The 14,645-nt window shown below is 31.6% G+C and carries 15 protein-coding genes; 6 read left to right on the top strand and 9 right to left on the bottom strand.

The genetic code is table 11. From position 1 onward, the window contains the following. Positions 1-18: 18 nt before the first annotated feature. On the bottom strand, positions 19-837 hold the full coding sequence (gene panB, locus BUA46_RS04410; RefSeq protein ID WP_019387548.1) for a 3-methyl-2-oxobutanoate hydroxymethyltransferase: 819 nt from the start codon (positions 835-837) through the stop codon (positions 19-21). Between the two features lie 117 nt (positions 838-954). On the opposite strand from panB, the gene BUA46_RS04405 reads away from it, so the two are divergent. Next, complete coding sequence (locus BUA46_RS04405) at positions 955-1,416, top strand: nuclear transport factor 2 family protein (protein ID WP_019387547.1); 462 nt, start codon at positions 955-957, stop codon at positions 1,414-1,416. Between the two features lies 1 nt (position 1,417). Here BUA46_RS04405 and BUA46_RS04400 read toward each other — a convergent pair whose 3' ends face one another. Continuing rightward, positions 1,418-2,839, bottom strand: a complete 1,422-nt coding sequence (locus BUA46_RS04400) for an L-serine ammonia-lyase (RefSeq protein WP_026010037.1) — start codon at positions 2,837-2,839, stop codon at positions 1,418-1,420. A gap of 323 nt (positions 2,840-3,162) precedes the next feature. Here BUA46_RS04400 and dnaK point away from each other — a divergent pair, with 323 nt between their 5' ends. The 3 genes from dnaK to BUA46_RS04385 all read left to right on the top strand — a co-directional run bounded on the left by dnaK (position 3,163) and on the right by BUA46_RS04385 (position 7,220). Next, positions 3,163-5,070: a molecular chaperone DnaK gene (gene dnaK, locus BUA46_RS04395; RefSeq protein ID WP_019387545.1), complete on the top strand. Its 1,908-nt coding sequence runs from the start codon at positions 3,163-3,165 to the stop codon at positions 5,068-5,070. Positions 5,071-5,203: 133 nt separating this feature from the next. Further along, a complete protein-coding gene (locus BUA46_RS04390) occupies positions 5,204-5,851 on the top strand; it encodes a GNAT family N-acetyltransferase (protein ID WP_019387544.1) in 648 nt (215 codons plus the stop codon). A gap of 139 nt (positions 5,852-5,990) precedes the next feature. Next, positions 5,991-7,220 (top strand): class I SAM-dependent rRNA methyltransferase, encoded by a 1,230-nt coding sequence (locus BUA46_RS04385; protein WP_019387543.1) that lies wholly within the window; start codon positions 5,991-5,993, stop codon positions 7,218-7,220. An 84-nt stretch (positions 7,221-7,304) separates the two neighbouring features. Here BUA46_RS04385 and BUA46_RS04380 read toward each other — a convergent pair whose 3' ends face one another. The 6 genes from BUA46_RS04380 to BUA46_RS04355 form a co-directional block, all read right to left on the bottom strand. Next, on the bottom strand, positions 7,305-7,805 hold the full coding sequence (locus BUA46_RS04380) for a hypothetical protein (RefSeq protein WP_019387542.1): 501 nt from the start codon (positions 7,803-7,805) through the stop codon (positions 7,305-7,307). Between the two features lie 283 nt (positions 7,806-8,088). After that, positions 8,089-8,589, bottom strand: a complete 501-nt coding sequence (locus BUA46_RS04375; protein WP_019387541.1) for a hypothetical protein — start codon at positions 8,587-8,589, stop codon at positions 8,089-8,091. A gap of 329 nt (positions 8,590-8,918) precedes the next feature. Further along, on the bottom strand, positions 8,919-9,437 hold the full coding sequence (locus BUA46_RS04370; RefSeq protein ID WP_019387540.1) for a hypothetical protein: 519 nt from the start codon (positions 9,435-9,437) through the stop codon (positions 8,919-8,921). A 159-nt stretch (positions 9,438-9,596) separates the two neighbouring features. After that, entirely contained in the window at positions 9,597-10,295 is a 699-nt protein-coding gene (locus BUA46_RS04365; RefSeq protein ID WP_019387539.1) for a Crp/Fnr family transcriptional regulator, read from the bottom strand. Positions 10,296-10,534: 239 nt separating this feature from the next. Beyond that, positions 10,535-11,230 carry a Crp/Fnr family transcriptional regulator gene (locus tag BUA46_RS04360; RefSeq protein WP_019387538.1) on the bottom strand — a complete coding sequence of 232 codons (696 nt, stop codon included), beginning with the start codon at positions 11,228-11,230 and terminating at the stop codon, positions 10,535-10,537. Between the two features lie 247 nt (positions 11,231-11,477). Beyond that, positions 11,478-12,002 carry a hypothetical protein gene (locus BUA46_RS04355; protein ID WP_019387537.1) on the bottom strand — a complete coding sequence of 175 codons (525 nt, stop codon included), beginning with the start codon at positions 12,000-12,002 and terminating at the stop codon, positions 11,478-11,480. A gap of 206 nt (positions 12,003-12,208) precedes the next feature. On the opposite strand from BUA46_RS04355, the gene BUA46_RS04350 reads away from it, so the two are divergent. After that, positions 12,209-13,156 carry an NAD(P)H-dependent flavin oxidoreductase gene (locus BUA46_RS04350; protein WP_019387536.1) on the top strand — a complete coding sequence of 316 codons (948 nt, stop codon included), beginning with the start codon at positions 12,209-12,211 and terminating at the stop codon, positions 13,154-13,156. Here BUA46_RS04350 and BUA46_RS04345 read toward each other — a convergent pair. Next, complete coding sequence (locus BUA46_RS04345; protein ID WP_019387535.1) at positions 13,145-13,501, bottom strand: hypothetical protein; 357 nt, start codon at positions 13,499-13,501, stop codon at positions 13,145-13,147. The genes BUA46_RS04350 and BUA46_RS04345 overlap by 12 nt on opposite strands. A gap of 197 nt (positions 13,502-13,698) precedes the next feature. Between BUA46_RS04345 and BUA46_RS04340 the strand changes: the two genes are divergently transcribed. After that, on the top strand, positions 13,699-14,592 hold the full coding sequence (locus tag BUA46_RS04340) for an NHL repeat-containing protein (protein WP_072794734.1): 894 nt from the start codon (positions 13,699-13,701) through the stop codon (positions 14,590-14,592). The last annotated feature ends 53 nt before the right edge of the window (positions 14,593-14,645 follow it).

Here is a 14,645-nt window from a genome sequence, read left to right as displayed (position 1 = left end):
AATCTAATAAAGTCTAAACTAATACTGTTCACTTTCATTAGGGAAATCTTGAGTTTTTACATCATCAACATATTGCGAAATAGCTTTAGTCATTTCTTCATATAAATGTAAATATCTACGTAAAAATCTAGGGTTAAATTCATGTGTCATTCCTAGCATATCATGTAAAACCAACACTTGACCATCAACATGAGGACCAGCCCCAATTCCAATGATAGGAATACTCACACTATCAGCCACTTTTTTAGCTAATTCAGCCGGTATTTTTTCTAGTACTATTGCGAAACATCCAATACGCTCTAGCATTTTGGCATCTTCTAATAAATCTTCTGCTTCTTGTTCTTCTTTAGCACGAACGGTATAAGTACCAAATTTATAAATAGATTGCGGCGTTAAACCTAAATGTCCCATTACAGGAATACCAGCGTTTAAAATACGTTTTATAGACTCTTTTATTTCGCGACCACCTTCTAATTTTACCGAGTGCGCACCACTTTCTTTCATGATGCGAATTGCAGAACGCAAAGCTTCTTTGGGGTCGCTTTGATAACTACCAAATGGTAAGTCCACTACAATTAAACAACGGTCTATAGCTCTAATTACAGAAGAAGCATGATAAATCATTTGGTCTAAGGTAATAGGTAAGGTGGTTTCATGTCCAGCCATAACATTACTCGCAGAATCTCCTACTAAAATAACATCAACTCCAGCACCGTCAACAATTTTGGCCATAGTATAATCATAGGCAGTAAGCATAGATATTTTTTCGCCATTGGCTTTCATATCTACTAATGTTTTTACGGTAACGCGCTTGTATTCTTTTTTAGCTACAGACATTGGTTTTAGGTTTAGTTTGCACGTAAAAATACTAAATAAAGCAGATACTGTTAAACTTTTCTTTAAACTGAAGTTTGATTGTTGATTATCAGTTATTTTAGTTGGAAATTTAAATCTATGGCACGTATAATTTTTTATTTAGCATTTTTAATTTCGAGTACTTTATATGGGCAAGTAGATGAAGCAACTCAAGTAAAAAATACGGTAAATACTTTTTTTGAAGGATTCCATAAGGGTGATACAACGATTATGAAATCTGTTATGGCAGATAAAATTGTATTGCAAACGGCTTATAGAAATAAAGAAGGAAAAGATATTTTGGTTAACGATGATATTCAAAAGCTTATAAATGCCATTGCTAACAGACCCAGTGACCAAAAATGGGATGAACGTTTGTTAGATTACAACATTCAAGTAGATGGAAATATGGCCAATGCGTGGACCCCGTATGAATTTTGGCTTAACGATACATTTAGCCATTGTGGTGTAAACTCGTTCCAGTTGTTTAAAGATGGCGAGAATTGGAAAATTATTTATTTAATTGATACGCGCAGACGTTCCTCTTGCGGTAAAGATTAATTTAGCAATCGGTTAAATAGACGCCAACCGCTAAACCACCTTCAGATGTTTCTTTGTATTTAGAATGCATGTCTTTTGCTGTTTCCCACATGGTATTTACAACCTTATCTAGAGGTACTTTTACATTTTCTGGATTAGTATCTAAGGCTAATTCAGCAGCATTTATGGCTTTTATGGCACCCATGGCGTTGCGTTCTATACAAGGTATTTGAACTAAACCACCAATAGGGTCGCAGGTTAATCCTAAATGGTGTTCCATGGCTATTTCTGCAGCAACTAATACCTGCTCTGGTGTGCCTCCTAACAATTCGGTTAATGCTCCGGCAGCCATGGCTGAAGAAACACCTATTTCGGCTTGACAACCGCCCATAGCAGCACTTATCGTGGCTCCTTTTTTAAAGATACTCCCAATTTCTCCGGCTACTAACAAGAATTTTTTAATGTCTTCAAAATTCCCATCGTGGTTTTCAATTACTAAATAGTACATTAAAACGGCAGGAATTACACCAGCGCTTCCGTTGGTTGGAGCAGTAACTACACGACCTAATGATGCATTAACTTCGTTTACCGCCAAAGCAAAACAACTTACCCATTTAAGTATTTGACGAAATTTGACTTCGGTATCGCGGATGCTGTAAATCCATTCTACAGGGTTGTTATATGGTGTTTTACCTTTTAAATTTAAATGCATATCGTACGCACGCCGACGCACGTTTAAGCCACCAGGAAGATTACCCTCTGTATGACAGCCTAGATACATGGATTCCAACATGGTTTCCCAGATGCGTTTCAATTCTGAATCTATTTCTGTTTCTGAGCGAATGGATTTTTCGTTTTCAAGAACGACTTGCGATATGGATTGGTTTAAGTTTTTACAAAACTGCAGTAATTCTGTGCCCTTATCAATCGGGTACGGGAACGTACATTTTATTTCGAAATTTCTTTTGGAGTTTTTCCGTTCTTCTTTTACCACAAATCCGCCACCAATGGAATAGAATGTAGAGGTTATTTTTTTACCATTGCAAATGGCTGAGAATTTTAATGCATTGGCATGAAAAGGCAAAAACTTTTTATTAAAAATAATGTCTGTTTTTGGATTGAAAGCTAAATCCTTCTCATTATTAAAAAGAATGATATTGGTATTTTTTATATCTGAAATGATTTCGCTAATCTTTTCTGTTGGAATGGTTTCAGGATTTGCGCCATATAATCCTAGCATAACGGCATAATCTGTGGCGTGCCCTTTTCCTGTTAGAGATAAAGAGCCGTAAAGGTTTACTGTTATTTTTTCAACGCTATCAAAATTATTGGCGGTTTTGAGTTCTTTAATCCAACGTTCTGCTGCGCGCCAAGGCCCTAGTGTGTGGGAGCTTGAAGGGCCAACACCAATTTTTAGCATGTCGAAAACTGAGATACACTCCATAATACGCAAACGTTATAGTTGGACAAATATAGATGGTTTTGCAGAGATTATATTTTATTTGACATGTATTTTTTCAAACGAACTCGCGCAAGGGATTGAACGACCTGTTTGAGCTCCCCGACTTTTTAGGAGGGAGCAAGTAGTGAAAGCCCGACCCTTGTGGTTGCGCCCCAAAAATGACAGGGTTAAGTAACTGAAAACGGAGACTACGACTGAAAATTGATAAAAATATGACACTGTGTCAGCATTTTTGAGTTGGCATAATGATTGACTTATACTTTCCGAAATTAAAAATGAACATTCAACACAATAAATAAAATATTATGAGTAAAATTATTGGAATCGATTTAGGAACAACCAACTCTTGCGTTTCTGTGATGGAAGGTAACGAGCCTGTTGTAATCCCAAACGCGGAAGGTAAACGTACGACGCCATCGGTGATTGCATTTGTAGAAGGAGGAGAGATTAAGGTTGGTGATCCTGCGAAAAGACAAGCGGTAACAAACCCTACAAAAACTGTTTATTCTATTAAACGTTTTATGGGGAATAAATATTCTGAGTCTAAAAAAGAGGCAGAGCGTGTACCTTATAAAGTAGTAAAAGGTGATAATGACACGCCTAGAGTTGATATTGAAGGACGTTTGTATACGCCTCAAGAATTATCGGCAATGATTCTTCAAAAAATGAAGAAAACAGCTGAAGATTATTTAGGAACCGATGTAACTCGTGCGGTTATTACAGTACCTGCTTACTTTAACGATAGCCAACGTCAAGCAACCAAAGAGGCTGGTGAAATTGCTGGTTTAAAAGTAGAGCGTATTATTAACGAGCCTACTGCCGCGGCATTAGCTTACGGATTAGATAAAAAAGGAAAAGACCAAAAGATAGTGGTTTTTGATTTTGGTGGAGGAACACATGACGTTTCGATACTAGAATTAGGAGATGGTGTTTTTGAAGTACTTTCTACAGACGGTGATACACACTTAGGTGGTGATGACGTTGATGAAAAAATTATAAACTGGTTGGCAGACGAGTTTAATGCTGAAGAGAGCATGGATTTAAGAAAAGATCCTATGTCTTTACAACGTTTAAAAGAAGCTGCTGAAAAAGCGAAGATTGAATTATCATCTTCTGCACAAACAGAAATTAACTTACCATATATTACGGCTACTGCAAGTGGACCAAAACACTTAGTGCGTACGTTAACACGTTCTAAATTCGAGCAATTAATTGACGATTTAGTAAAACGTACTATCGAGCCTTGTGAGTCGGCATTAAAAGCTGCTGGTTTAAGTAAAAGTGATATTGATGAAGTAATTTTAGTAGGTGGTTCTACACGTATACCTGCGGTGCAAGCTGCTGTTGAGAAATTCTTTGGAAAAGCACCAAGTAAAGGTGTAAATCCTGATGAAGTAGTATCTCTTGGAGCTGGTATTCAAGGTGGTGTATTAACTGGAGATGTTAAAGATGTATTACTTTTAGATGTAACGCCTTTATCTCTAGGTATTGAAACTATGGGTAATGTATTTACAAAACTTATTGATGCAAATACAACTATACCTACTAAGAAATCGCAAGTATTCTCTACGGCTGCAGATAATCAACCATCTGTTGAGATTCATGTATTACAAGGAGAAAGAGCGATGGCTGCAGATAATAAAACTATTGGACGTTTCCATTTAGATGGTATTCCACCTGCAAGACGTGGTACACCTCAAATTGAAGTAACGTTTGATATTGATGCCAATGGTATTATTAAAGTATCTGCGGAAGATAAAGCGACTGGTAAGAAGCAAGATATTAGAATTGAAGCGTCGTCTGGATTAACTGAAGAAGAAATTCAAAAGATGAAAGCGGATGCTGAAGCAAATGCTGAAGCTGATAAAAAAGCTGCTGAACAAGCTCAAAAATTAAATGAAGCTGATTCTATGATTTTCCAAACGGAAAAGCAATTAGAAGAGTTTGGTGATAAATTATCTGATGATAAGAAGCAACCAATAGTTGATGCTTTAGAAGAGTTGAAAAAAGCATACGAGTCTAAAGACTTAGCAGTTATTGAACCAGCTTTAGAAAAGATAAACGAAGCTTGGAAAGTAGCGTCTGAAGAAATGTATAAAGCGCAAGCTGAAGCGCAACAAGCTGGAGGTGAAGCTCCAGGACCAGATGCTAGTGCAGGAGATCAAGCTGAGGGTAGCGATGTTGAAGATGTAGATTTTGAAGAAGTGAAATAAGTTTAGTTACTTACAATTTATATTAAAACGCAAGCATGTAATGCTTGCGTTTTTTGTTTTAATTAGTTTCCCAAATATTGAAATGCATGAATCTAAATTATTAATCGTATTTTGATTGTGTTAAATTCCATAGATGGAGAAAAGTAAAAACGGCATTTTAAATAGGCTTAAGTGCATAGCAACTTATATTAAGTATGGATTATTTTTGCACGGTGTACGGAATAATTTGGCTAAAATCGGATTAGATTTTATGCCTTATTATTATTGTAAGTCGATGTCTAGTAAAGTTAATCCAGACCAAATCAAAACTCCAGATTTAGATTTAAAGCTTTCCATTTTTGGTAAAACTGAAATTAATTATATCAAGAATTCTATACTTGGTATTAACGATAATTTTTTATTTAAAGACTTAAATAATGGGGTAACCTGCGTAGGTTTAAAAAAAGACGACGACATAGTCGCTTTTTTATTTATTCGTAGCCAATCGTTTTACTTTAGAAATAGACTTTTTAATTTAAATGAAAATGAACACTTTTTTGTTTTTATGTATGTATATGAAAACTATCGTGGAAAAGGAATTGCTCCTTATTTAAGGTATCAATGTTATAAATTGTTAGAAAAGGAAGGGGTTAATACTTTTTATTCAATTAGTGAATATTTCAATTTTTCAGCCATAAAATATCAAAAAAAATTTAATGCTAAACCATTAGAATTATGTTTGAGTATCAAATTATTTAAAAAAAATATTTGGAATTTTACACTTAAAAAGTATTATTCTTAATACTGAAATTTTGCCTTCAAAAAAGTTTAATTTTGGTTATATCTTTTAATATAGATTATAGTTTTTTTAGAGCGAAATGATAATAATATCAACTTTAAAACATCTTAAAGAAAACAATTACTTTTACTCAAATTTACACATGGAATTCTCAATAAAAATAAAGTCTAAGTACAATCCCAAAAGATTAGCAGTAAAACTAAATGCAAAAGGCGAACAATTTGTTGTGCAAGGGCATCCGTGGGTGTTTTCAAATAATATCATCAAAATAACTGACGATGCTAAGTCGGGTGATTTGGCCATAATATTTGGAAAAAATAAGAATAAAGTTATTGGATTAGGGCTCTATGACGCTAGTTCTCCTATTAGGATTAAAATGCTTCATAGCAGTACAGTCAAAGCTGAAATTAACGCAGCTTTTTTTAAAAATCGAATAGAAAAGGCCTTTTCAAAAAGACAACCCTTATTAAAAACGAACACCAATAGTTATCGTTTACTTTTTGGCGAAAATGATGGATTCCCTGGACTAATAGCAGATGTTTATGCATCAGTTTTAGTGGTAAAAATATATTCGGAAATTTGGTTATCCTATTTAGAAACGATTATTCCAATTTTAAGAGTTGTTTCAAAGGCAGATACTATAGTCATACGTTTAAGTAGAAACTTGGAACAGTCAAAATTGCATCAATTAAAAAATGGCGAAGTTGTTTATGGTACGCTTCACAATGAGGTTGTAACCTTTGTTGAACACGGTGTTAACTTTTCGGCAAACGTAATCAAAGGGCATAAAACAGGTTATTTTTTAGATCATCGCGCTAATAGAAAACAAGTAGGCGAGTGGAGTAAAGGGAAAACAGTATTGGATGTGTTTAGTTATGCTGGTGGTTTTTCTGTACATGCATTAGCGAATGGCGCTATAGAAGTTACGAGTTTAGATATTAGCAAACAAGCTTTAGAAATTGCGTTGAGTAATGGTAAATTAAATCCGTACACAGGAAAACACAAAATTATTGCAGGTGATGCATTCGCAGAATTAAAAAAGCTCATTAAAAATAACGTGACTTATGATGTTGTTGTAATAGACCCACCAAGTTTTGCAAAACAAGCCTCTGAAATTGAGTTGGCTAAAAAGAAATATGCACAATTGGCTGAATTGGGCGAAAAACTTACTGCTAAAAAAGGCTTATTAGTATTAGCATCGTGCTCTTCAAGAGTGTTAGCTCAAACTTTTTTTGATATTAATAGTCAAGTCTTGGCATCAACAAATAGAAATTACAAAGAGGTTCTTAAAACGACTCATGATATTGATCATCCTATTAGTTTTCCTGAAGGTGCTTACTTAAAATGCGGATATTATCATTTTCTTGATTGACGTTGAAGTAACTCTATTCAATTGAAAAAGCACAATCAAATTGTTAATTGTGCTTTTTGATTTTTTGCAGTTTGTCTGTACTAATTAAATAAAATCACCGTTCTCATCTAATTTTACCCTCATAGTTTTATTTCCATTTTTAAGTTTCACTTTGTATTGCTTAAAAATTTTATCGTGGTCCCTGTGAAAATTTACCAGATAAACATCTTTTTCTAAAGACCAATTTGGAAATCTTTTACCTATAGCTTGCTGAACTGCCCTCGGTAATTTAATGTCTTTAAATTTTTCAATTGTTCTAATAATTTTTCCATCTTTATCATATGCTGCAAGTATTTTTCCTTCGGGGATAAAAAAGGATACATTATAAACATCATATTCATCTTCGTAAAGTTCTGATTCTTTTATATCGTACATGGCTACTTTTTCTTGTAGCATTTGAACAGATATATCGGTATCTTCATTTTCAACAGCGTTCAAATATTTATAATTTACTGCTGTGATAACCACCTCAGGTAATTGAGTTATTTGAGAATAAACCTCAAAGGTCAGACAAAAAACAATCAGACTAAAAATTAATTTTTTCATAGTATTAATGTATTAAAGGTTAATAACTTTAAGTTACATTAATGATAAAGCTCTTGCAATGATAACTATCAGAATAACAGGTGTTTAGTGGGGTGTTTAATGTTAAAATTTAACATTTAATATGAGTTAAGATCTGTAACAAAATTTGTTTTTAAACCATATATTAGTAACAATCAAATTACGAGGCAACTTTAAATTAAAGCATATGATATTGGTCATCTTTTTGCTCTTGTGAAAGTTGCCAAATTAAAATGTGGTTATTATATCGGTTTAAAGATTAATTCTATATAAACTCTCCTTTTTTATTGGTTTTCACAGTTATTATAGAATCGTTGTTTTTAATTTTTATTTTATAAACTTGTTCTAAAGCATCTTCATCACAATGAAATTTAACTACATAAACATCTTCTACAATACTACTTTGAGGATACTTTTCCGCAATAGCTTGCAATACAATATGAGGTAATCTTATGTTGTTATATTTTTCAAAAGTTTTAATAATTTTTCCATCCTTATTGAATGAAGCAACTATTTGCCCTTCAGGAATTTGAAAAGTAACATTGTAGATGTCGTTTTTAGTGTCGTATAATTCAGAAAGTTGAGATGATTTATATTCTAAAAGAGCTTTTTCCAATTTGTTAACGTAACTACAATTGTTTTCATATGCCACTGAGTTCATATAATCAGAATTTACTGTTATTACAGTTTCAGGTAATTCCACAGTTTGCGAGTATATTAAACTTAAAGAGCTTAAAGTGAATACTACAGATAATAATTTTTTCATGATAGAGGTTTTATATTTTTCGAGTATAAAATTAATTATGCATGCATAATAAAAATATGATAAAAGTCATGTTATCAATGGTTTACATGAATATTTTTGTAACCTATTGATAATCAATTACTATGCATGCATAGTAATTTAAATTATTACAAAAGGAATTAAAGAAAACTTATAAAGAGGTAAAAATGGTTGCTTTTGAATGTGGTAAATTTATTAACTGAGTAGATTTAGAAATTAAAGCAATGTTAAGTGAAGTAAAAAAAACCGCAAATGCCCTAAAACTAGTAGTAACATTTGCGGTGCTATTGAGAATTTGCCATAATAAAATTTTAAAGAATTCTTCCAGATGGATCAATTTTTAATTTAATTCTATTATCGTCTTTCAAGAGTTTAACAGTGTAATATTTTTTAGCTTCTTTTCCTTGAAAGTATCGCACCAAATAGGTGTCTGATTCAAAATGCCATCCTGGGTATTTCATCATTATTTGCTTTACAATATTTTTGGGTAAAGCAATATTTTTAAATTTCTCAAAAGACTTTAAAATTTTCCCAGCTTCATCGTAAGTAGCGATAACTCTCGCATTTGATTCTTGAAAAATTACTTCAAATGCTTGAATGTCTTCTAATTCAAAATCTGGATGTTCTGTTACATCGTAACGGGCAACAGTTCTCTCCAGTTTTTTAACCTTTAACGGTGCGTTATCATCAACAACTTTACTTATATAAGTTAAATTGCGTGGAACAATTGTTACTTCTGGTAAAAGTTCACTTTGTGATAAACTTTTATTCTGTGCAACTGATAGGTTGGTGAGTCCTAAAACTAATAAACCAATAATAAAATTTTTCATTTTTTTTGTGTTAAATTAATAATTCCGTTAACTAATAAACTATCATTAATTCTTAAAAAATTGTACAATTCTATTGTTGGGATTGAACCAAAGATAATCGAGCAATTCAGTTTAAAAAGTTACCTAGGTGCGAAATACTGTTAAATGTTTCTTAATGTATTAATTGTCGCTCTTAATAAGACTAACCAATTTATCCATATCGCAAATTTCAATATTTTTCTTATGTATTTTTATAATACCACTTAATTTTAAAGTGCGGATATGTCTGTTTAAAACAGCTCGGGTAGTGCCTATTAAGTTTGCTAATTCATTGTGAGGAAGATTGTTAATGACTTCTAACTTATTTGTAAGTTTATTGTGATATTTAATTAATAGCTTTGCGAATCGAGTTGGTGTATCGTCTATAATTATTTCTTTTACATATTCTTCAAGATGATTCATTTTATGTAAAGTAAAGTCTAGAATAGATTTCACAAAAATCGGGTTTTTAGTTAGCCATACTTTCATACTAGCAACTGGTATACATAAAATTTCACTATAGTTTAAAGATTCGTAATAAATATTATGTGTATAACCATTAATTAAAGTTAATACATCAAACATATCATTAGCTTTAAGAATGTAAAGCGTAAAATATCGGTCGTTTTCAATATTATAATTATACACCTTTATTTTTCCTGTTAGAATAATATGAAATTTATGAATGTTTTTGTCACCAAAATGACATGTTTTTTTTGGCCATTGTTCAATGTAACCAATATCAAAAAGATTTAAAAGGGATGGATTGGATAACTTATCAAAAAGATTACTCTTTTTTAAATTGATAAAATAAGGATTATTTTGATCGATTTTTCCCATTGCATTTGAATTTATACCATATCAAATCAAAACGAGGTTAAATTAATTTTTTGAGGAAAAATGATTAATTTAGAATGTTTCTTTAAATTCAAAAGGGAAACCTTAATATACAATTTTTAATCGAGAAATGTAATATTTTAAAATAAAATTAACAGATATTACATGGCCTTCTAAAGGGAAATGTGCAGCTATTGTTAGAGGTTCATTCTAAAATCAAATTATATATTCTAAACTGGTTATTATAAATTATTTGCCATATTTAAAAGTTTGTTATAGTCTTTTAACTGTGTACTATTTCTACTTACTTCAATGATACCGTTGTCTTTAAATACTTGAATATGTCTATTCAAAACTGCTCTGGTTGTGCCTATTAACTGTGCGAGCTCATCATGAGATAAGTCATTAATCATTGTAAATTTTTTAGTTGGCTTATCTATATATTTTATAAATAATTTAGTTAACCTCGTAAACGTGTCTTCAATTACAACATCGTTTATGAAATTTTCCAATACTAAAATTCTATTCAAAACATACTGTGTTAATGCAGTATGAATAGCAGGATTTTTATGTGCCCATTGTTTCATTTTAAATACAGGTATTGACAGCACCAATGAGTCTTTTAAAGCTTCGTAATGAATATTATGTTCCATTTTATTTTCCAATGAGAATACGTCAAATAGATCGTTTTCTTTCAATAAAAACAGCGTGAATCTTCGGTCGTTCCTAAAATCATAATTATAGGCTTTTATTTTGCCTGAAATTAAAATATGAAATTTATTATGGATTACATCTTTGCTAATGAAACAAGTTTTTTTTTGCCAATTTTCTAAAGTACTATTGTTGAGTAATTCTGCAATCGAACTAGGAGGAATGTTCGAAAAAAGATCACTCTTTGCAATACTTTTAAAATAACTTTCAAATTGAACTGAATTCATTTTTTTAGTTTAAAATGATCAATGTAATGGTCACTCAAAAGTTATTATAACTTTCAAGTAAAACAAATTAGAAAATCGAGGAGAATTGGAAATAAAGATACTTAAAAAAACCTAATAATTTTCACTAATGGATGTTTTGTGCTGAAATTCAATGAATTAAGATAGTTTGGATTCATTTTAAATCATTAAAAAAAAAGGTGCAAGTTGTCATAAAAATACTGGCACCTTATTATATCTTTAATACTTATCACTCTATAAGTCCTAGTGAATTGATTCTTAAATTTTTAGTAGTATCATCTTTAGAGATTTCTATCTTGTAAATTTTACGTACCTCTTCCTTATTTTGGTAATATTTCACTATATAAGTATCGTTAACTATAGCCCATCCGGGATAATCGTTAGCAATTGAGGCATAAATATCTTGAGGAAGCCTCACATCTTCGAATTTCTCAAACGATGTTAATATATTTCCGTGTTTATCATAAGTAACAACAATTTTACTTTTGGTTTCTTCAAATATGACTTTGTATTTATCTTCAAAGGCTAAATCATATATAGGATCCGATTTTATATTATATGAAGCCACTTGATTTTCAAGTTTTTTAACTCGTACAGGAGTATTAAAGTCCTGTACTTTTTGAAGATAAGTATAATTAGGTGCATTAATAACCACGCTTGCAAGTTGGTAATTATCAACATAGTTTTGATGGATTTGTGAAAACCCGAGGTTAATAAACCCAATAACGGTGAGATAAATTAATAGTTTTTTCATAATGGTTGGTTTTTATGTTAGAGGTTAATTAAAATAAATTTGTTTAATTGTTTCAAAATAGAAGATTATAGGTTGTTGTTGTGCTACTTAGGTAACTTTAAATTTCTTTTAAATTGATTATATGAAAGTTGGTATTATTGGTTTTAAACAAATTTTATTATGCACGCATAATAATTTATTATATTTGTTGAAATTAATTATCAGCAATGGAAACAAAACTCACTAAATTATTAAACATTAAATATCCAATCATTCAAGCTCCTATGTTTTTAGTTTCAAATGTAGATATGGTAAAAGAAGCTATGAATGGTGGCATTGCTGGATGTATACCAGCGTTAAATTATAGAACATTAGATGAGTTAAGAGCAGCGTTAAAAGCATTAAAAGCGGCTAAACCAGAAGGTGGTTCTTTTGGCTTTAATTTAATAGTAAATAAATCAAATGTCAAATATAAGGGGCAATTGGAAGTGATATGTGAAGAAGGCTGTGACTTTATAATAACATCTTTGGGAAGTCCTGAAGAAACCATTAAACAGGCACATAAAGTGGGCATTAAAGTATTTTGTGATGTAACCGATTTAAAATTTGCACAAAAAGTTGAATACCTTAGCGCAGATGCTATTATAGCAGTAAATAATGAAGCAGGAGGGCATCGTGGAAACTTATCTCCCGAGGAATTAATAAAAGAGTTAAGTACAAACTGTAAAATTCCAGTTATTTCTGCAGGAGGTGTTGGGTGTAAGGCAGATATAGATAGGATGCTAAGTTATGGTGCTGAAGGCGTATCAGTTGGAAGTCCGTTTATCGCATCTGTTGAGGCCAATGTAACAGAAGAGTATAAGCAAGCTTGTGTTGAATATGGGGCAGATGATATTGTTATGACAGAACGTATCTCAGGAACACCATGTACCGTAATCAATACGCCATATGTTCAAAAAATAGGAACAAAACAAACCTGGTTGGAGTCTGTTTTAAATAAAAACAAAAAACTTAAAAAATGGGTGAAAATGATTAGATTTTCAATAGGAATGAATGCTACCAAAAATGCAGCAACCAAAGCTACATATAAAACCGTTTGGGTAGCAGGACCAAGTATTGAACACACCAATGAAATTTTACCAACCAAAGAAATAATAAATCGCTTAGTTAACTAAAACCAGATGCTTCATTTGCCTACGCTTGCTATTGCCAACAAACAACTGGAGTGTTGTACTTGCCGTTAGTCCACCTAGACTTGTAGCAATGGCTTCTCCTGTGTCAAACCGTCCTTCGATGATATAACCATCATAAATTTCTTTAGATAAACCTGCAAAAGTAGAAGCTGCTAAACTATACCAAAAAGCCTTCTTTTTGTTTTTAGTTTTTGAATATACCAGAGTATAAGTTCCGCCAGAAATTAAGAAACCAGCACCAAAATGGAGTTTATCATCTCCTGAAATAAATTGTGCACTACATATACTCGTAAAAGTTAATGCCAGAATTATAATAAAGAACTTCATACAATTAATTTTATCTTTTGTAATTTTAAATGATTTATAGTTTCGAGTTAAAATTACTTGATAAACAACTTATTTAATAGGTTTAACGTAGTCATAATTTACTAATTTTGAGTACTATGACATAGGTTTTCAAAGAAAACAAAAAAACATTATACAACGGTTAAATGTTATCAATCAGATTTATAAATACTTTAAAAATGAATTTAAAAGTTACCATTATCCTAATTATTACCTCATGTTTTATATTGTCTTGTGGAAAAAAAGCAAATCAACCTAAACAAGAAAAAGATTTAGAAACTATCGAGCCAAGTCTTCAATTTATTTGGGAAACAGACTCATTATTAACTACCTGCGAAGCTGTTTTGTATGATGACGCATCGAAGATTATTTACGTTGCCAACATTAATGAGGAACCATGGGAAAAAGATAACAACGGTTTTATTTCTACCATAAACGATAAGGGGGAGATATTAAATCTGAAATGGATTGAAGGTTTAAGCGGACCAAAGGGTATGGGTATTTCTAATGGAAAATTGTACGTTAATGATATTGATGCTATTGTCGAGATTGATATTCAGCAACAAAAAATATTGAATAGATATGAGGTACCAAATAATCCGCAATTAAATGATATTACAGTAAGTCCGAACGGTGTAGTTTATAGCTCTGGTTCTAATTCAAATACGATATATAAATTGGATAATGGAAATGTAGTTGTTTTAGCAGAAGGCGATTTAAATCGACTTAATGGGCTTTTATGGCAAAAAGAAGGCCTATATTATTTAGAATCAGGTAATCAGAATTTCGGAATCATGAATATGAAGGATCTTACTTTTAAAACTTTAACTACAGACATTGGTCATGGTGATGGTGTTGTACGTTTGCAAAATGGAGATTTTATAATCTCTAGTTGGAAAGGCGCTATTTTTTACATAAACTCAAATGATTGGACTAAAACCTTACTTTTAAATACGGAAGCTGAATCTATTCAAACTGCAGATATTGATTATATTCCTTCAACACAAACGTTACTGATTCCTACCTTTTTTAACAATAGGGTAAAAGCATACAAGGTAAATATGAGCAAATAATTGATTTTACTTTGCTTATTAATAATTAGAATAAAAAATTTAAAATTAAATAA

The organism is Algibacter luteus (assembly GCF_900141715.1).
GTDB classification, from domain to species: domain Bacteria; phylum Bacteroidota; class Bacteroidia; order Flavobacteriales; family Flavobacteriaceae; genus Arenitalea; species Arenitalea lutea.
This window is presented reverse-complemented; position numbering and strand designations above follow the sequence as displayed.

What these genes read in the sequence shown, in the direction of transcription:
- BUA46_RS04375 (WP_019387541.1), bottom strand. Translation starts at nt 8,589, where the DNA reads ATGAAAAAATTATTATCTGTAGTATTCACTTTAAGCTCTTTAAGTTTA.
- BUA46_RS04355 (WP_019387537.1), bottom strand. Translation starts at nt 12,002, where the DNA reads ATGAAAAAACTATTAATTTATCTCACCGTTATTGGGTTTATTAACCTC.
- panB (WP_019387548.1), bottom strand. Translation starts at nt 837, where the DNA reads ATGTCTGTAGCTAAAAAAGAATACAAGCGCGTTACCGTAAAAACATTA.
- BUA46_RS04370 (WP_019387540.1), bottom strand. Translation starts at nt 9,437, where the DNA reads ATGAAAAATTTTATTATTGGTTTATTAGTTTTAGGACTCACCAACCTA.
- BUA46_RS04340 (WP_072794734.1), top strand. Translation starts at nt 13,699, where the DNA reads ATGAATTTAAAAGTTACCATTATCCTAATTATTACCTCATGTTTTATA.
- BUA46_RS04345 (WP_019387535.1), bottom strand. Translation starts at nt 13,501, where the DNA reads ATGAAGTTCTTTATTATAATTCTGGCATTAACTTTTACGAGTATATGT.
- BUA46_RS04405 (WP_019387547.1), top strand. Translation starts at nt 955, where the DNA reads ATGGCACGTATAATTTTTTATTTAGCATTTTTAATTTCGAGTACTTTA.
- BUA46_RS04380 (WP_019387542.1), bottom strand. Translation starts at nt 7,805, where the DNA reads ATGAAAAAATTAATTTTTAGTCTGATTGTTTTTTGTCTGACCTTTGAG.
- dnaK (WP_019387545.1), top strand. Translation starts at nt 3,163, where the DNA reads ATGAGTAAAATTATTGGAATCGATTTAGGAACAACCAACTCTTGCGTT.
- BUA46_RS04360 (WP_019387538.1), bottom strand. Translation starts at nt 11,230, where the DNA reads ATGAATTCAGTTCAATTTGAAAGTTATTTTAAAAGTATTGCAAAGAGT.
- BUA46_RS04400 (WP_026010037.1), bottom strand. Translation starts at nt 2,839, where the DNA reads ATGGAGTGTATCTCAGTTTTCGACATGCTAAAAATTGGTGTTGGCCCT.
- BUA46_RS04365 (WP_019387539.1), bottom strand. Translation starts at nt 10,295, where the DNA reads ATGGGAAAAATCGATCAAAATAATCCTTATTTTATCAATTTAAAAAAG.
- BUA46_RS04350 (WP_019387536.1), top strand. Translation starts at nt 12,209, where the DNA reads ATGGAAACAAAACTCACTAAATTATTAAACATTAAATATCCAATCATT.
- BUA46_RS04385 (WP_019387543.1), top strand. Translation starts at nt 5,991, where the DNA reads ATGGAATTCTCAATAAAAATAAAGTCTAAGTACAATCCCAAAAGATTA.
- BUA46_RS04390 (WP_019387544.1), top strand. Translation starts at nt 5,204, where the DNA reads ATGGAGAAAAGTAAAAACGGCATTTTAAATAGGCTTAAGTGCATAGCA.